The sequence below is a fragment of the Pedobacter endophyticus genome (assembly GCF_015679185.1).
Classification (GTDB): domain Bacteria; phylum Bacteroidota; class Bacteroidia; order Sphingobacteriales; family Sphingobacteriaceae; genus Pedobacter; species Pedobacter endophyticus.
Genome location: NZ_CP064939.1, coordinates 641,931 through 660,521, shown reverse-complemented (window position 1 = coordinate 660,521; position 18,591 = coordinate 641,931). Strand labels below are relative to the sequence as shown.

Genomic DNA, 18,591 nt, shown 5'->3' with positions numbered 1-18,591 from the left:
GCGAATGCTCAGAATGACATGCAATGAATGGAATGACAAAGTATTTCATTGCCGTTGACTTCAGTCAACGGTGAAGGGTTTGTCATTCTGAACGCAGTGAAGAATCCACAAGCGATGGAACACAGGCCTTAAAGATGCAGTAGCTGGCGCTGGGCTTGCGGTGCTTGGGTTAGAGATTCTTCGCGAATGCTCAGAATGACATGCAAGGAATGGATTAGTGAATTCAATTGCCGTTGACTTCAGTCAACGGATAATAGATTTAAACAAAATATTAAAGTGGAAAAGATAATTAATTTAAAAGGAATAACGTGGAACCACAGTCGTGGGCTTTTGCCGATGGTGGCAACGGCGCAGCGGTTTTCTGAATTATACCCAAATGTTCAAATCACTTGGGAAAAGCGAAGTTTACAGCAATTTGCCGATTTTTCCATTCAGGAATTAGCAGAACGGTTCGATTTATTGGTCATCGATCATCCTTGGGCAGGTTTTGCCGCCAAAACCAAATCAATTGTGCCCTTAGATTTTTACCTGTCCGATGCCTATTTGGCAGATCAGGGGCGCAATTCCGTGGGCCAATCGTACGAAAGTTATCTCTACGACGGACATTTATGGGCGTTGCCCATTGATGCGGCGACCCCGGTAGCGGCATCACGGCCAGATTTACTTGCAGAAAAAGGATTGGAATTGCCGAAATCATTTGAAGATTTATTGGCCTTGGCCGAGCAAGGGCTTGTCGCATTTGCAGGCATCCCGATAGATGTTTTGATGAATTTCTACACACTTTGCTGCTCTTTGGGCGAAGATCCCTGTCAAGGCGACAGAGAAGTTATCTCCAAAGAAACCGGCATTCGAGCGTTAAAAATGTACCGCGAACTGGCATCCAAAATGGACAAAGCAAATTTCGACAGAAATCCCATTCAGGTTTACGAGGCCATGACGCTAACGGATGAAATTGCTTACTGCCCTTTCGCTTATGGGTATTCAAACTACTCGCGAAATGGCTATGCACGCAAGGCGTTGCATTTTCACGATATGATCTCACTAGATGGAAAAACCAATTTAAGAAGCACCTTGGGGGGGACGGGCTTGGCTATTTCATCGAAATGTGAGGAGCTTGATGTTGCAGCCAAATATGTTGAATTTGTAGGCTCACCATGCTGCCAATCAACCCTATTTTTCGAAAGTGGTGGCCAGCCCGGCCATTTAGCCGCGTGGAAAAATGAAGAAGTAAATCGCCAAAGCCAAAACTATTTCCTCAATACGTTGCCCGCTTTGCAAAGAGCATTTCTTCGTCCACGCTACCATGGTTCCATGTATTTTCAAGATCATGCAGGCGATGTCGTTCGTGATTATTTAATGAACGGAGGCGATGAACTTCAGGTTTTATCCACCTTGAACGAAATTTATAAAAAATCTAAAAGTTTAGTGCAATCATGAACAGGCCATTAGAGGGACTTTTGGTTTTAGAGTTTTGCCAGTTTCTGGCAGGCCCATCCGCAGGTTTAAAACTGGCCGATTTAGGCGCCCGTGTCATTAAAATCGAGCGGCCAAAAACGGGAGATGCTTGCCGTCAACTATCCATCAAAAATCTTTTTGTTGATGAAGACAGCTTGCTTTTTCATACCATTAACCGCAATAAGGAAAGTTATGCCGCCGATTTAAAAAATCCAGCAGATTTAGAAAGGCTTAAGAAATTGATTGCTAAGGCCGATGTAATGACGCATAATTTCCGCCCCGGGGTGATGGAAATAATAGGTTTGGATTATCAAACGGTACAACAGATCAATCCTAGGATAATCTACGGCGTGGTAACAGGCTATGGAAACGAAGGCCCATGGAAAAATAAACCGGGACAGGATTTGTTGGTACAGGCCGTGTCAGGCTTAACCTTTTTATCGGGCGTTGATATCGATGGACCAGTGCCTTTCGGGCTTTCGGTTTCGGATATTATGTGCGGAAACCATTTGGCGCAAGGTATTATGGCGGCGCTAATCAAAAGGGCAAAAACAAATCAGAGCGTTCTGGTTGAAGTGAGCTTGCTCGAATCGATTTTAGATGTTCAATTTGAAGTACTCACCACCTACCTAAACGATGGCGGGAAATTACCCGATAGGAGCGGCGCAAAAGGTAGTGCACACGCTTATTTGAGCGCACCCTACGGCATGTACGAAACGAACGACGGTTATATTGCGATGGCGATGGGCAACCTCCCGAATATTTGTGCGATCATTAAATGCGATATCGCCGATTTGTATGTGGAGGCAGGTTCGGCGTTTGAAAATCGGGATAAATTAATTGTGCGTTTGGCAGAACGATTTAAGCAAGAGCCTACAAATTATTGGGTTACGCTGTTAGAAGAGCACGGAATTTGGTGTGCCGAAGTGTTGAATTACCAAACGGCGACTGTTTTGAGTACGTACAAAGACCTTGAAATAGAGCAACATTTAGATTTAACCAGCGGTTTAAAAATTAAGACGACGGTTAGTCCTATTCGCTTGGATAATAAGAAATTATTTGCCGCCAAGTCCGCACCAAAATTAGGCGGAAACACGGCAGATATTAATAAGGAGTTTGAGTTAGAGACTTAAAAATAAACGGTTTGTCATTCTGAACGCAGTGAAGAATCTGCAAGCGATGAAATACTTCCTTTAATAATGTAGTAGCCGTCGCAGGGGCTGTGGTGCTGAGTCTAGGGATTCTTCGCTGCGCTCAGCATGACAGCAGGGGCTAATGAATGGATTGGCAATTTGCATTTCATTGCCGTTGACTTTAGTCAACGGGGGAAATGGAATCAAATTAATAGAATGAAATAAAAAATCGGTCGTCTTTTCGACTGGAGTGCAACGAAACGGAGAAACCTTTGAACTTTATTTAAAAGTTCTCTCCGCTACGGTCGAGATGACGACCGCTTCATGCAAAATGACGATTTTTTTAAATAAACAAAAATTATGAGACCGCTTGAAGATTATTTAGTTATCGATTTCAGCCAGTTTCTTTCGGGGCCATCGGCAAGTTTACGCTTGGCCGATATGGGCGCCCGGGTAATCAAGATTGAGCGTTTGGGCGTGGGCGATATTTGCCGTACGCTCTATACTTCAAACCTGATTATGAATGGCGAATCGTCGGTTTTTCATGCCATCAATAGAAATAAGGAAAGTTTCGAAGTCGATTTGAAGAACGAGGAAGATTGCGAAATGGTTCGCGAACTGCTGAAAAAGGCCGATGTGATGATTCACAATTTCCGACCCGGCGTAATGCAACGCTTAGGTTTCGATTATCCTTCAGTTACCGCCTTAAATCCAACAATTGTTTATGGCGAAATTTCGGGCTACGGCACAAAAACAGCATGGAAAAACAAACCCGGTCAGGATCTGCTTTTGCAGTCGGTTACCGGCTTAACTTCCTTAACCGGGAATGCCGACAGCGGCCCTGTTGCAATGGGGCTATCTATCGTTGATATGCTGGCTGGCGCACATTTGGCGCAAGGACTTTTAGCCTGTTTATACCGCAGGGCGATTAAAAACGAGGGCGGTTTTGTGCAGGTAAGTATGATGGAATCGGCCTACGATTTTCAGTTTGAAACCATTACCACCTTTATGAACGATGGTGGGAGCTTGCCCGAGCGATCAAAAAAGAACAATGCAAACGCATATTTGGGCGCTCCGTATGGGATATATCAAACAGAAAACGGATATTTAGCCTTGGCAATGGGCTCAATTCCCCAGCTTGGAAACTTGTTGGGATGCGAGCAATTGGAAGATTACGTTGAAGTGAGTGAGGCATTTGATAAACGGGATGAAATTAAAGCTATCTTAGCCGAACACCTGCTATTGGCAACTACCGAAAAATGGCTCTCGGTATTAGAACCTGCCGATATTTGGTGTGCCGATGTATTGAACTGGAATGCGTTAATGGCTCATGATGGTTTTAAAGTGCTGAACATGGTGCAAGAAGTAAAAATGGTTGATGGTTATACCTACCAAACCACCAGATGCCCGATTCGTATTGATGGAGAATTGTTAACTTCATCAAAAGGTTCGCCAAAATTAGGACAGGATAATGAAAAAATTATCAACGAATTTATAACACAGAATAGCACTGCAAATGCATAACCAAATAGAAACCTTTAAAATAGCCGTTCGCAAATTTGCGCCCTTTGAAGCTGCTATGCAGTATTTTTGGGATCAATATTGCCAAATTTCGGGCTGTAAACTAAAGTTGGAGCTTGTGGTGATGGATTTGCACGAACTTCATGCTCGTACAATTGCACAAAAAGGATTGGCAAACGGCGACTTTGACATTGCCCACATCAGCACCGATTGGGTTTTAGAGGGCTACGCCAATCACGATTTCGAGGTTTTAAATCCTTATCTCAATAAAAATATTCCCGAAGGTTTCCCAAGAGGATGGAGTAAGTCGCTTTTAGGCTTGCAGCGCTTCGGCTGGGAAGTAGTGGGATTGCCCTTTCACGATGGCCCCGAATGTTTCATCTACCGGAAGGATTTGTTTGAAGATGAGACCGAAAAGGCAAACTATTTAACCCAATTTGGCAAGGCTTTAGCAGTGCCGAAGACCTGGGAAGATTTTCATCAGGTAGCGCAGTTCTTCAATCGCCCAGCGGATAATCTGTACGGAAGTATTTTCGCCTGTTATCCCGATGGGCATAACACCGTTTTCGACTTTTGCCTGCAATTGTGGACGAGGGGCGGAGCCTTAGTTGATCAAAATGGATTTATCAAAATTGATACACGGGCAGCAATCGATGGCTTAGATTTTTACCGTAAAATTGTGAACGATAAAACCGCGGTACATCCACAGTCGCCCAAATTTGAGTCCGTTGCCGCCGGAAATGCTTTTATGCAGGGCGAAGCAGCTATGATGATCAATTGGTTTGGCTTTGCGGCTATGTGCGAAGTAGATTCAAATTCGAAAGTAAAAGGTAAGGTCGATGTTGAACTCCTGCCAGCCGCTGAGGGGAAAAAATCAGCGTCGCTAAACGTTTACTGGCTTTATACCATCGGAAAAGGAAGCAAAAACAAAGCTATTGCTTACGATTTTCTTCGCTTTGCATTGGCTGAGGAGCAAGATAAACAACTGACGCTAGCGGGAGGAATTGGTTGCAGAATCTCAACTTGGAAAGATCAGGAGATTAACGAAATCATTCCGTATTACCATAAATTGGAAGCCTTACATGAAGTAGCCAATATGTTGCCCCAGAAAAAAAACTGGGCCGAAATAGCCGCAATAATCGACCAAATGGTTTTGCAGGCAATGAATACCGACACACCAACTGAAGATTTGATTAAAGAGGCGCAGTATAGGATTAATGAAATTGACAAATGAGTATTGACATAAAATATAAGCCCGAATTACCGAAAACGAAGCAGCCGATTATCATTATTGGCGCAGGCGGAATTGTGGCCGACGCCCATCTGCCAGCATATCGGATTGCTGGTTTTGAAGTGCATGGAATTGTAAACCGAACCAAGGAACGGGCGCAGAAACTGGCCGATACCTTTGGTATTCCGAATGTATATAACTCGGTTGCCGAGGCCGTGAATTTGGCGCCAGAAAACGCCGTTTACGATTTAACGATCATGCCTGAGCAATACATCGAAACCTTGAAACAGTTGCCCGACGGAAGCGCAGTATTGATTCAGAAGCCCATGGGCGATGATTTTGCGCAGGCAAACGAGATTCTTGATTTATGTAGAAAAAAGAATTTAAAGGCTGCAATCAACTTTCAACTGCGTTTTGCGCCATTTGTAAGCGCTGCAAGGTATTTGGTTGTTCAGGGGTTAATTGGCGAGTTGTACGATATGGAAGTACGCGTAACGATTAAAACACCTTGGGAGATTTTTCCACATGTAATTATTCACCCTCGGCTGGAGATTCAATACCACAGCATTCATTACGTCGATTTAATTCGTTCATTTTTGGGCAATCCGAAACGTGTTTTGGCAAAAACCTTAAAACATCCTGCTAAGAATTTATCTTCATCCCGCTCGACCATTTTATTGGATTATGGCGATACCCTGCATGCCGTGATTAATGCCAACCACGACCATGATTTCGGCTCCAAACATCAGGAAAGCTTCATCAAGTGGGAAGGAACTAAAGGCGCAATTGTAGCAAAAATGGGTCTGTTGATGGATTATCCGCACGGCGTGCCCGACGTTTTTGAGTATTGTATTTCGAAGGAAGGCGAAGTACCTGATCCGATAACTATCGGATGGCAAACCGTTAAACTCGAAGGTTCTTGGTTTCCCGAAGCGTTTATCGGCACAATGGCAAACCTAATGCGCTATAACGAGGGTTCGACAGACGTTTTGCATACCAGTGTTGAAGATGTAATCCAAACGATGGCGGTTGTAGAAAGTGCTTATCAATCGAGTGATAATGGAGGAATAAAGGTTTTTTAACCACTTCGCCATTGCGAGGCAGGGAATGAGCGAGCCGAAGCAATCTGTATAACAAGAGAGATTGCTTCGTTTCGATGAAGAATCGAAAACTCGCAATGACGGATTTTTAAATTAAAAAAAAAATCAAGATGTATTTCAAATCAATATTTTTTGAAGATTATAAATTAGAGGATAAACGGGTTACCTTGGGGCGGACGATAACGGAAACGGATTTCGTGGTTCATGCAGGGCATACCGGCGATTTTTTTCCGCATCACATGGATGCAGAATGGTGCGCCACACAGCCCTTTAAGCAGCGGATTGCACATGGAACGATGATTTTTAGCATTGGCATCGGCTTAACTGCGTCAGAGATCAATCCCGAGGCCATGAGCAAAGGCTACGATAAATTACGCTTTGTAAAACCAGTTTTCATTGGCGATACGATCCATTCAGAGGTAACGATTGCCGAAAAAGGAGAGAGCAAAAGACCCGAATATGGAACGGTGACGGAACACGTAGAGATTATTAACCAACATGGAGAAGTCGTTTTAGTGTGCGACCATCTGCTGGTAGTTAAGAAAGCTCAATAGTTCGGTTTGCAGTAACCAATGAACTAATGAACTGAGTCATCGGATGAATCTAGCGAGCGTGTTAGGTATTCATCCGATGACTAATGAACTAATGACCAATGAACTAATGAACTAAGTCATCGGATGAATCTAGCGAGCGTGTTAGGTATTCATCCGATGACTAATGAACTAATGAACTGAGTCATCGGATGAATCTAGCGAGCGTGTTGGTATTCATCCGATGACTAATGAACTAATGAAATAAAGTCATCGGATGAATCTAGCGATCGGGTTAGGTATTCATCCGATGACTAATGAACTAATGAACTAATTAACTAAGTCATCGGATGAATCTAGCGATTGGGTTAGGTATTCATCCGATGACTAAAGAACTAATGAACTAAGTCATCGGATGAATCTAGCGATTGGGTTAGGTATTCATCCGATGACTAATGAACCAATAATAAACCAAATATAATAATGAACCACAACACACAACCAGAAATTGTAGCTGAAGGCGATCCATCAGCTGGTAGGAAGTATCTACTGCCCTTTATACTTGTAGTCAGTCTGTTTTTCCTTTGGGGGATGGCACATAATCTCGATTCGATATTAATTCCCCATTTAAGAAAAGCGTGTAATCTAAACAACAGACAATCGACGCTAGTGGATTTTGCTGTATTTTTCGCATATTTTTTAATGGCTATTCCAGCGGGAATGATCTTAAAGAAATGGGGGTATAAAGCAACGATGATTGCCGGGCTACTGGCCTTTGCTTTCGGCGCTTTCCTTTTCGTTCCGGCAGCAAATAACCTATCGTATATCACATTTTTGATTGCCCTTTTCATTATCGGTTGCGGATTAACCATGCTCGAAACTTCGGCAAATCCTTACGCAGCCGTTCTGGGCGATCCTGCAAAGGCTACCAGTCGTCTAAATTTAGCAGCATCCTTCAATGGTTTAGCGGCAATGATTGCACCCGTTATCGGCGGTATGTTTATCCTTTCTGGCAAATCGCATACGGAGGCCGAGTTGGCCGCTATGACAGAAGTCAACCGAAATAATTACTTTCTCGAAGAAGCAGCAGCCGTAAAAACACCATATATCACCTTGGGAGTTATTTTGGTGGTTATCGCTGTAATATTTTATTTCATTCATCTTCCCGAGATTAAAACAAAAAGTATAGACGGAGAGGCAAAAGGAAGCTTTTTTGGCGCATTACGTCACAAGCACCTGAAATGGGCAGTAATAGCGCAATTTTTTTATGTTGGCGCACAAGTTTGCGTAACGAGTTTCTTTATCAGGATGGCAGAACAAGGTGGCGGATTCGACGAAAAAACAGCCGCATCTTATTTAGCAATATATGGTTTATTGTTTACGCTGGGTCGTTTTGCAGGAACAGCTTTATTACAATTCGTTTCATCGAACAAATTACTCACAATTTATGCAGTAGTGTCTGTGTTGCTATGTTTGGTGGCTATTTTAGGTCAAGGCGCTTACGTGGTGTATGCTTTGGGAGGACTTGGTTTCTTTATGTCGATTATGTTTCCAACAATTTTTGCCTTAGGAATAGAAGGAATTGGCGACGACACCAAACCCGGTTCGTCGTGGTTAATTATGTCCATCGTTGGCGGCGCAATCCTACCGTTTGGTATGGGAACCCTAATCGACTTATATGGTGATGATATTCAAATCGGCTACACTATTCCATTAGTTTGCTTCTTGTTCGTGCTCTATTTCGGAATCAGAGGTTACAAAATCGCTCATAAATAATGCAAAGATTGAAATATTACAAGGTTATATGTTTTTTCCTGTTGATCAGTATTATATTGTCAACAGGCGTTTCTGCACAGCAGAATGAAAATGCAAAGCCTTGGGTATTTTGGTATTGGGTTAAGGGAGCAGTTTCAAAAGCTGGCATTACGGCCGATTTAGAGGCGATGAAATCGAATGGAATTGCCGGTGCATATTTGATGAGCATACAAGGGCCCGATAAAACGCCCGTTTACACGCCTCCTGCGGTTCAACTTACGCCCGAATGGTGGAAATTAGTCGAGTTTGCCATGAGCGAGGCTAAGCGTCTCGATTTAAAAATCGGTATGCATGTAAGCGATGGCTTTGCCCTTGCCGGCGGACCTTGGATTACGCCCGAACTTTCCATGCAGAAAGTAGTTTGGTCGAAGATAAATATTAGCAAACCAACCAGTAAAATAACTTTACCTCAACCCCAAACAAAGGAAAATTATTATCAAGATATTGCGGTGTATGCCTACCCATCGCCGATTGGAGAAGGAGTTTCAACCCGAACCATCGTACCGAAAGTTACCGCCAGCAACGGTGCCGATGCTACTAGATTGGTGCAGCCCGGCAATAAGAAAAACTTTACTGCAAACGAGCCCTGTTACATCCAATATGAGTTTGAGAAGCCGTTCACTTGCCGAACGGTAACGATAAAAATCAGCGGGAATAATTACCAGGCGCAACGCTTAGCCATTGAGGTGAGCGATGACGGGAAGCGTTTCCGTTCAATCGGGCGGTTAGCGCCGCCTCGGCACGGCTGGCAAGATACCGATGAAGATGTAACGCACTCCATTGTACCCACAACGGCGAGGTTTTTCAGGTTCGTTTACGATAAAAAAGGATCCGAGCCCGGTGCAGAGGATTTAGATGCAGCCAAGTGGAAGCCAACCTTAAAGCTTGTAAATCTCGAGCTCAGTTCTGCGGCACAGATTAATCAATTTGAGGGCAAAAACGGCTCAGTTTGGCGGGTAAGTAAAAGAACCACCGACGAACAAATAGCGAAGAGCCTGTGCGTTCCGCTCAATAAAATCATCAACTTAACCAACAAGTTTACCGCAGACGGAACCTTAAACTGGAAGGCTCCAAAAGGCAACTGGACCATTTTAAGGGTTGGACATACCTCCACCGGACATACCAATGCTACTGCAGGCGGTGGAATGGGCTTAGAATGCGATAAATTTAATCCCGAAGCCGTAAAGCTCCAATTCGATAACTGGTATGGGCAGGCCATAAAGCATGGCGGGCCAGAAATTGCCAAGAAAGTATTAAGCGTTTTCCATGTAGATAGTTGGGAATGTGGCAGCCAAAATTGGTCGCCAGTATTTAAGGCCGAGTTTTTAAAGCGCAGAGGCTACGATTTAACACCTTATTTAGCCATAATGACAGGATTGCCAGTCGAAAGCGCATCGCTATCCGAAAACTTCCTGTACGACATTCGAAAAACCATTTCTGAACTTGTTGTCGATCAGTTTTACAAAACGTTGGCGAAGCTGGCCAAGGAGCAAGGCGTAACCTTTACCGCCGAAAGTATTGCGCCAACCATGATGAGCGACGGCTTAATGCACTACAAAACGGTTGATGTGCCCATGGGCGAGTTTTGGCTCAATAGTCCCACCCACGATAAACCAAACGATATGCTCGATGCTATTTCGGGCGCTCACATCTACGGTAAAAACATCGTTCAGGCCGAAGCTTTTACAACGGTACGCATGGATTGGAACGAAAATCCCAGCAATATGAAGACTTTGCAGGATCGAAATTACGCCTTGGGAATAAATAAACTGGTTTACCACGTTTTTGTACAAAATCCATTTACCGACCGTAAACCCGGAGTAACATTAGATGGCGTTGGCTTGTACTTTCAACGTGATCAAACTTGGTGGAAAGCAGGCAAGGCATGGATAGACTACGCCACCCGAACGCAAAACCTATTGCAGCAAGGCAAGCCCGTTGTAGATATCGCCGTTTTTACCGGAGAAGAGTTGCCCCGCCGATCTGTGTTGCCCAACAGGCTGGTTAGTACCTTACCGGGTATTTTTGGTGCCGATGTAGTGGAGGCCGAAAAGAAGCGTTTGGCAAACGTGGGCGAGCCATTACGGCAAATTCCTGCTGGCGTAACACATTCAGCAAACATGGCCGATCCCGAGAACTGGGTAAATCCTTTGCGTGGCTACGCATACGATAGCTTCAATCCTGATGCCTTAAGCACGGCGACAGTAAAAGATGGTGAAGTGGTTTTTGCAAGTGGCGCACGTTATAAAGTTTTGGTTTTTCCGGGCGACATGAAAATGAATCCGAATTATCAATTTATTAGCTACGAAACCCTTGAAAAACTCTCAGCACTTGTTAATGCGGGAGCTAAAGTGATTATTGCAGATAAACCCTTGTATCAATATGATATAAAGCAAGTTAATACAAAATATTTTGATCAAGTTGTAAATGAAATTTGGGGCGGAGCTTTTGAGACCATAAAAGGCAATGGTTATTCCTTAATAATGAAGAAACGTGGCCTTGGGCAAGTGATTAAAGCGCCATTTTATGCTGATGATTTTACGCCGTTTGGAGTTGAAAAGGATTTAGCAGTACGCTATCTACCATCTGTAGTCAGTTCTGTCTTTCAGCAGGCAAAAAACGTGGCTTACGTACATAGAGAAACTTCTACTAAGGAAATATACTTCATTTCAAATCAGGAGGATAAAGAGCGTGTATTAAATTTTTCATTCAGGATAAGTGGGAGGGTGCCGCAACTTTATGATCCAGTTACCAATGATACCATACCGTTAAATCAGTGGTCTATTTACAATGGAAGAACGGAGGTTGTTTTAAAATTACCAGCAAATGGATCGGTGTTCGTGATCTTCGAAAAGCAAACCGAATCAAAACAATTGCAAGCCGGGTCGAATTGGAGCAACTTTAAGACCACTCAAGATATCTCCAGAAACTGGCAAGCGAAATTTGATACAGCCTACGGAGGGCCATTAAAACAAGTTATCTTCAACGAATTAAGCGACTGGACAAAAAACGCTGACAGTTCGGTAAAATACTATTCGGGCACGGCGGTTTATACCAAGAACTTCATTTTTAATGGTAACGCGAAAGATAAAGTGTGGATTGATCTAGGCGAATTCGCGAGCATTGCTGAAGTTAAAATCAATGGGATAAACTGCGGTACCTTATGGACTACACCGCATCGGTTGGAGATTAGCAAAGCCTTAAAAAAAGGCGAAAACAAGATCGAAATTGAAGTTACAAACACTTGGGCTAACCGTTTAATTGGCGATAGTAAATTAACTCAGGATAAACGAATTACAAATACGACTGCACCTTTCCGATTGGAGGGTAAACCGTTAAACCCAGCAGGGTTGTTAGGGCCTGTGGTGTTAAAGGTGGAAGAGAAATAAAATTAGCTGTTGTCATCCCGAGGTAGATTATTGAATAAATCAATGCAGGTGACGTTTTTAAGTCGGTCGTCATCCGATAGCTATCGGATCCCGCGCAGGTGGGAATCTTAACGCGAGAGCAGAAGCCGTAGCATTAAGATCCCCAGTCAAGCTGAGGATGACGACCGTTCATGGTTAGCGTTCTAGCCTTTCGCATTCAGGCGTTCAGAATGATAAAAAAATAAGTTCAGTGTAAAAACTGATCATTAATAATAATAAAAGAACATGATCAAAAAAATTGCAATCATCATCACTTTGGCCACAGCCTTTTTGCAGGTTAAGGCCCAAGATAAAGCATTGGTCAACAATTCGGCCTCACCTTACGCCAAGTTGCACAGCATCAATATGACCGATGTAACGTGGACGAAAGGCTTTTGGGCAGATCGATTTAAAGTGGCGGCTGAAACCATGGTGCCGAATATGTGGGCCATTTACAACGATCCAAAAATCAGTCACGCCTTCGAAAATTTCAGGATTGCCGCCGGATTAGATACCGGCTCGCACGCTGGCCCGTCTTTCCACGATGGCGATTATTACAAAACCTTAGAGGCTGTGGCGGTGCTGTACGCGTCGACCAAAAACCCGAAACTGACTAAAATGATGGATGATGCCATTGCAGTAATTGGTAAATCGCAACGCGAAGATGGCTACATTTACACCAAAGCAATGATTGAGCAGCGTAAAACCGGCGATAAAAATCAATTTCAAGATCGGTTAAGCTTCGAAGCCTACAATATTGGCCATTTAATGACAGCGGGCTGCATTCATTATCGTGCTACGGGCAAAACGACGCTGCTAAACATCGCCAAAAAAGCAACCGATTATCTGTACAACTTTTATAAATCCGCTTCGCCCACTCTGGCTCGGAACGCCATTTGCCCATCGCATTACATGGGCGTAGTAGAAATGTATCGTACCACAAAAGATTCACGATATTTAGAACTCGCTAAACACTTGATCGCCATAAAAGGTAAAATTGATGATGGAACAGACGATAATCAAGATAGAATCCCATTTTTAAAGCAAACCAAGGCGATGGGGCATGCCGTAAGGGCCAATTACCTTTATGCAGGTGTGGCCGATTTGTACGCCGAAACAGGAAAAGATTCCTTGTTGAAAACCCTAAACCTGATGTGGGATGATGTAAATCAGCATAAAATGTACATCACGGGCGGTTGCGGTTCCCTTTACGACGGCACTTCGCCCGATGGAACTTCCTACAATCCTACCGATGTGCAAAAAATCCATCAGGCTTTTGGTCGCGATTACCAGTTGCCAAATTTCACCGCCCATAACGAAACCTGCGCAAACATCGGCAACGTACTCTGGAACTGGCGAATGCTGCAAATTACGGGCGACGCCAAGTATGCCGATGTAATGGAACTGGCCTTGCATAACAGTGTTTTGTCGGGCATTAGCCTAGATGGAAAGAAGTTTTTATACACCAATCCGCTGGCACAATCTGATGATTTACCTTTCAAGCAACGCTGGTCTAAAGATCGCGTACCTTATATTGCGCTGTCCAACTGCTGTCCGCCCAACGTTGTGCGAACCATTGCCGAGGTAAGTGATTATGCCTACAGCATTTCCGATAAAGGATTGTGGGTCAACTTATACGGCGGTAACAACTTAACAACCAAATTAGCTGATGGAACGCAGATTTCATTAGTTGAAGAAACCAATTACCCATGGGATGGCAAGATTAAAATCATCCTTAAAAAAACAGGCAACAAAGCGTTTTCACTGTTTTTAAGAATCCCATCATGGGCGCACAACGCTCAGCTGTCGGTAAATGGAAAAACAGCACAAGTTGAAGCCAATTCCGGAACTTATGCGGAGCTAAACCGCGTTTGGAAAAAAGGCGACATTGTGGAGTTAAATCTTCCAATGGAAGCTACCTTGATCGAGGCGAATCCCTTGGTAGAAGAAAATAGAAATCAAATCGCGGTAAAACGCGGTCCGGTTGTTTATTGCCTTGAATCGACTGATTTGCCGGGAAAAGATATTTTCAATGCATTTGTACCCACAACTACGCAATTTGAGGCTAAGCCCATTACTATTGATGGTGCAGAAATGATGAGCTTGGTTGGCAATGCAAAAATTTTAGCACCGAATAGTTGGAAAAATGTGCTTTACAGGCCAATTGCGAATAAAAACACAGAAACAGAAATTAAGCTGGTGCCTTACTTTGCTTGGGGAAACCGCGGGCATTCAGAAATGTCGGTATGGCTGCCGGTGAGTAGGTAAACAATCGTCATTGCGAGGCACGAAGCAATCTTATTTGGTGAGTGAGATTGCTTCGTGCCTCGCAATGACGGCAAAAAAAAGAAAAAATGAAACTAAAAATCCTCTTGTTATTAAACCTTGCCTGCTGCATCATCGCATCGGCAACGGTTAAACCCGCATCAATCTTTACCGATCACATGGTGCTGCAACAACAAAGCAATGTGGCCATTTGGGGCTGGGCGAAACCATCAACCAAAGTGAAAATATCCACCTCGTGGAATAAGGAAAACTATTCCGTTATTTCCGATGAGAATGGAAAATGGCGAACAAAGGTAGCAACTCCAGCCGCAGGCGGACCGTACGAGATTGAATTTAACGATGGCGAAAAACTGGTTTTAACCGACGTGCTGATTGGTGAAGTATGGTTTTGCGGTGGTCAATCGAATATGGAAATGCCGATGAAAGGTTTCAAGGGGCAGCCGATTATCGGTTCAAACGAGGCCATTTTAAGATCGACCAATAAATCATTGCGACTTTATACCGTTCCCCGGTCGTCGGTTACCGAGCGGCAAGATAACAGCAAGCCCTCGCCTTGGAAACTGGCAGCACCAGAAACCGTTGCCAATTTCAGTGCAACCGCTTATTATTTCGGCGCTTTATTAAGTGACTTGTTAAACGTTCCGATCGGAATGATCAACGATAGTTACGGCGGCTCGTCCATTGAAGCGTGGATGTCGCCCGAAGATTTGAAAGCCTTTCCAGAGGTAAAAATTCCGTTAAAAGGCGATCCGATTAAAGAAGTAAGCAGAACGCCCACAACGCTATACAACGGCATGCTTTTCCCGGTAATCGGCTATACAATAAAGGGTGCAATCTGGTATCAGGGAGAATCAAATTATGAACGCCCTGATCGCTATGAAGCGCTGTTTCCGGCCATGGTAGCATCGTGGCGAAAAAATTGGGATAATGGCAACTTTCCGTTCTATTATGCTCAAATTGCGCCCTACAATTATGCTCAGTTGCCGCCTTACCACGTTGGCGGGAAATACAATTCTGCCTTCTTGCGAGATGCCCAACGAAAGTCACTCGCCAAAATTCCCAATTCGGGGATGGCCGTTTTATTGGATATCGGAGAAGAAAAATCGATTCATCCGGCAAATAAAAGACAGGGTGGTGAGCGGCTGGCCTATCTGGCACTTTCACAAACTTATGGCATCAATGGCTTCGGCGCTGTAAGCCCGGGCTACGAATCGATGACGATAGAAAACAATAGCGCAATTATAAAGTTTAACAACGTACCAAATGGGCTAACGTCGTTCGGCAATGAATTGTCTTTGTTTAAAATTGCAGGCGCTGATCAAAAATTTTATCCAGCAAAAGCAACCATAAAAGGCAGTAGCATAACGGTTTCGGCAGATGAAGTGAAAGCTCCGGTTGCGGTTCGCTATGCATTTGATGATTTCGTAACAGGCGACTTATTCGGAAACGATGGCTTGCCGGTTTCATCTTTCAGAACCGATGATTGGGAGAAATAGTACTCGGCAATGCGCTGTTTGATAGAATTCGTCATTGCGAACGAAGAAATGGCATTTGTGGTGGCGTGAAGCAATCTCTATAGGAATAGAAATAAAAGATTGCTTCGGATCGCAAATGTCCAGCCTCGCAATGACGACTTTTTTAATTAATGCATAGAAAAATTAATTGGATTAATGATTTATACCACCAAGAAACAAAGGCCTACAAATATTTTGATTAAGAATTTAAACATTCTTATATATCTGATGTGGTCGACTATTTCGCACCTAAAAATCCGAAGTTTTTTCTTCATGCTTTTTGTGTTTTTGTGGTCAACTTCGACGCAAGCACAACAAAATGTTCTTTGGACTTCCCAAAGCAAAAATTCCGCCGAATCGATGCCTGTTGGCGGGGGCGATATCGGTTTAAATTTGTGGGTAGAGCGTGGCGAAGTGTACCTCTACCTATCCAAGAGCGGAACATTTGACGAAAATAATACCTTGCTTAAGCTCGGGCGTGTGAAGCTAAAATTGAGCCCAAATCCATTTGCGGGAGAAACCTTTAAACAAGAACTCATCCTTAACGATGGTTACGCCCAAATTTCGGGCACAAATGGCAAGCTGAATGCTCAGATTAACGTTTGGGTTGATGTTTTTAATCCCGTGATTCACTTAGATGTAAGTTCCAATCAAAAAATAACAACCGAGGCAAGTTACGAAAGTTGGCGCTTTGAAGATCGAATCACCAAAGGCAAGGAAAACAATCAAAATTCGTACAAATGGGCACCACAGGGCATTGTAAAAACCCGTAGGGATGAAATAGCTTTTAACAACAACGCGGTTCAGTTTTATCATCAGAATAAACCTGAAACTGTTTTCGATGTGGCCGTAAAGCAACAAGGCCTAGAAGATCGTAAATCTGAATTAATGAATCCGTTGAAAAACCTGATTTTCGGCGGTGTAATGCAAGGCGATAACATGGTTGCAGCAGGAAACTACACAGGAACTTATTTGGGTACCCCATTTAACGGTTGGACAATCAAAACCAAAAAGCCATCTAATTCTGCTCAGATTACCGTTGCCTTAAATACCTCGAAAGTAGGATCAATAGCGATTTGGGAAAGGGATTTGAACAAAATTTCTCGGGCAAGCAACCATAAAGCAAGTATAAAATGGTGGAATGAGTATTGGAAAAGAAGCTTCATTTTTATCCGTTCTAAAGATGAAGCCGCCAATCAAACCGCCCAAAATTATCAATTGTTTAGGTACATGCTGGGTTGCAATGCATTCGGTTCTTATCCCACGAAATTTAACGGCGGCTTGTTTACGTTCGATCCTAAGCTTACAGACTCTACGCTTAAATACACGCCTGATTTCAGGAATTGGGGCGGTGGGACGCACACTGCGCAAAACCAGCGTTTGGTATATTGGCCAATGCTAAAGAGCGGCGATTTTGAGATGATGAAGCCACAATTTGATTTCTATCTCCATAACCTGAAAAATGCAGAAATTAGAACAGAAGCCGCTTGGGGGCATCAGGGCGCAAGCTTTACCGAACAACTGGAAAATTTTGGTTTGCCGAACCCTGCTGAATATGGTTGGAAACGCCCGGCAGATTTTAACAAGGGCATGGAACATAATGCATGGCTTGAATACGAGTGGGATACGGTTTTAGAGTTTTGCATGATGATTTTAGAAACCGAGCGGTATAATGGCAACAACATCGACGAGTATCTCCCCTTGATAGCAAGCTCGCTCACTTTTTTTAAGGAACATTATACCTATTTAGCCAAGCAAAGGGGCGCAAAAAGTTTAGATGCCAATGGGCATTTGGTTTTGTACCCCGGTTCGGGAGCCGAAACGTATAAAATGGCCTATAACTCAACATCAACCATTGCGGCCTTAAAAACAGTGTTAGAAAGATTGATCGAACGCCCGGGCACAGCCGAAAAACAAAAAGCCGCTTGGAGCGAGATGTTGAAGTTGATCCCGCCGATAAATTTTAGAACCTTTGATGGCCACACCACGATATCGCCTGCAAAACTTTGGGAACGAATTAACAACACCGAAAGTCCGCAGTTATATCCCGTGTACCCTTGGGGGCTTTATGGTATTGGCAAACCCGGTTTGGATACGGCAATAAATACGTTTAAATACGATACGGACGTGCTAAAGTTCCGAAGCCATGTAGGGTGGAAACAAGATAATATTTTCGCGGCCAGATTAGGGTTGACCGATGGAGCGGCAAAGTTAACCACGGCCAAAATGAAAGATTCGGGACGAAGGTTTCCTGCATTTTGGGGGCCGGGCTTCGATTGGACTCCCGACCACAATTGGGGCGGATCTGGAATGATTGGTTTACAGGAAATGTTAATGCAGGTTGATAGTAAAAAGATTTACTTGTTTCCAGCATGGCCAAAAGATTGGGATGTTCACTTTAAGTTGCATGCACCTTACAAAACAATAGTGGAGGGTAAATTAAAAAATGGTAATTTAACAGACTTAAAGGTTGTACCCGAAGCTAGAAGAGCGGATGTAATAAATATGATTGGGAGAGAATGATTTAAATGAGAGAGTGGCTGAATGAGAGAATGATTGATTGAAAGAATGATTGATTGACTGAATTAGGAAACCTTAA

At 43.6% G+C, this 18,591-nt stretch carries 11 protein-coding genes; all 11 read left to right on the top strand.

The genetic code is table 11. From position 1 onward, the window contains the following. The first annotated feature begins 276 nt into the window (after positions 1-276). The 11 genes from IZT61_RS02720 (at position 277) to IZT61_RS02670 (ending at position 18,515) form a co-directional block, all read left to right on the top strand. On the top strand, positions 277-1,437 hold the full coding sequence (locus IZT61_RS02720) for an ABC transporter substrate-binding protein (RefSeq protein ID WP_196099669.1): 1,161 nt from the start codon (positions 277-279) through the stop codon (positions 1,435-1,437). Further along, the gene (locus IZT61_RS02715; RefSeq protein WP_196099668.1) at positions 1,434-2,588 is read left to right on the top strand and encodes a CaiB/BaiF CoA transferase family protein; all 1,155 of its coding nucleotides are present in this window, start codon (positions 1,434-1,436) and stop codon (positions 2,586-2,588) included. The genes IZT61_RS02720 and IZT61_RS02715 overlap by 4 nt, the downstream gene beginning before the upstream one ends. A 360-nt stretch (positions 2,589-2,948) precedes the next feature. Then, positions 2,949-4,112: a CaiB/BaiF CoA transferase family protein gene (locus tag IZT61_RS02710; RefSeq protein WP_196099667.1), complete on the top strand. Its 1,164-nt coding sequence runs from the start codon at positions 2,949-2,951 to the stop codon at positions 4,110-4,112. Further along, on the top strand, positions 4,105-5,343 hold the full coding sequence (locus IZT61_RS02705) for an extracellular solute-binding protein (protein WP_196099666.1): 1,239 nt from the start codon (positions 4,105-4,107) through the stop codon (positions 5,341-5,343). The genes IZT61_RS02710 and IZT61_RS02705 overlap by 8 nt, the downstream gene beginning before the upstream one ends. Continuing rightward, positions 5,340-6,422: a Gfo/Idh/MocA family protein gene (locus IZT61_RS02700; RefSeq protein ID WP_196099665.1), complete on the top strand. Its 1,083-nt coding sequence runs from the start codon at positions 5,340-5,342 to the stop codon at positions 6,420-6,422. Before IZT61_RS02705 ends, IZT61_RS02700 begins: the two co-directional genes overlap by 4 nt. 128 nt (positions 6,423-6,550) lie before the next feature. Beyond that, positions 6,551-6,994, top strand: coding sequence for a MaoC/PaaZ C-terminal domain-containing protein (locus tag IZT61_RS02695; protein ID WP_196099664.1), 444 nt, complete (start codon positions 6,551-6,553; stop codon positions 6,992-6,994). Positions 6,995-7,453: 459 nt separating this feature from the next. After that, positions 7,454-8,746: an L-fucose:H+ symporter permease gene (fucP, locus tag IZT61_RS02690; RefSeq protein WP_196099663.1), complete on the top strand. Its 1,293-nt coding sequence runs from the start codon at positions 7,454-7,456 to the stop codon at positions 8,744-8,746. Beyond that, a complete protein-coding gene (locus IZT61_RS02685; protein ID WP_196099662.1) occupies positions 8,746-12,174 on the top strand; it encodes a glycosyl hydrolase in 3,429 nt (1,142 codons plus the stop codon). The genes fucP and IZT61_RS02685 overlap by 1 nt, the downstream gene beginning before the upstream one ends. A 264-nt stretch (positions 12,175-12,438) precedes the next feature. After that, complete coding sequence (locus IZT61_RS02680; protein WP_196099661.1) at positions 12,439-14,460, top strand: aceric acid hydrolase; 2,022 nt, start codon at positions 12,439-12,441, stop codon at positions 14,458-14,460. Between the two features lie 86 nt (positions 14,461-14,546). Beyond that, the gene (locus IZT61_RS02675; protein WP_196099660.1) at positions 14,547-15,974 is read left to right on the top strand and encodes a sialate O-acetylesterase; all 1,428 of its coding nucleotides are present in this window, start codon (positions 14,547-14,549) and stop codon (positions 15,972-15,974) included. 246 nt (positions 15,975-16,220) lie between these two features. Next, complete coding sequence (locus IZT61_RS02670) at positions 16,221-18,515, top strand: DUF5703 domain-containing protein (protein ID WP_230383825.1); 2,295 nt, start codon at positions 16,221-16,223, stop codon at positions 18,513-18,515. The last annotated feature ends 76 nt before the right edge of the window (positions 18,516-18,591 follow it).

Coding starts and splice junctions, on each gene's coding strand:
- IZT61_RS02675 (WP_196099660.1), top strand. CDS start 14,547: ATGAAACTAAAAATCCTCTTGTTATTAAACCTTGCCTGCTGCATCATC.
- IZT61_RS02670 (WP_230383825.1), top strand. CDS start 16,221: ATGTGGTCGACTATTTCGCACCTAAAAATCCGAAGTTTTTTCTTCATG.
- IZT61_RS02710 (WP_196099667.1), top strand. CDS start 2,949: ATGAGACCGCTTGAAGATTATTTAGTTATCGATTTCAGCCAGTTTCTT.
- IZT61_RS02680 (WP_196099661.1), top strand. CDS start 12,439: ATGATCAAAAAAATTGCAATCATCATCACTTTGGCCACAGCCTTTTTG.
- IZT61_RS02705 (WP_196099666.1), top strand. CDS start 4,105: ATGCATAACCAAATAGAAACCTTTAAAATAGCCGTTCGCAAATTTGCG.
- IZT61_RS02715 (WP_196099668.1), top strand. CDS start 1,434: ATGAACAGGCCATTAGAGGGACTTTTGGTTTTAGAGTTTTGCCAGTTT.
- IZT61_RS02695 (WP_196099664.1), top strand. CDS start 6,551: ATGTATTTCAAATCAATATTTTTTGAAGATTATAAATTAGAGGATAAA.
- IZT61_RS02685 (WP_196099662.1), top strand. CDS start 8,746: ATGCAAAGATTGAAATATTACAAGGTTATATGTTTTTTCCTGTTGATC.
- IZT61_RS02700 (WP_196099665.1), top strand. CDS start 5,340: ATGAGTATTGACATAAAATATAAGCCCGAATTACCGAAAACGAAGCAG.
- fucP (WP_196099663.1), top strand. CDS start 7,454: ATGAACCACAACACACAACCAGAAATTGTAGCTGAAGGCGATCCATCA.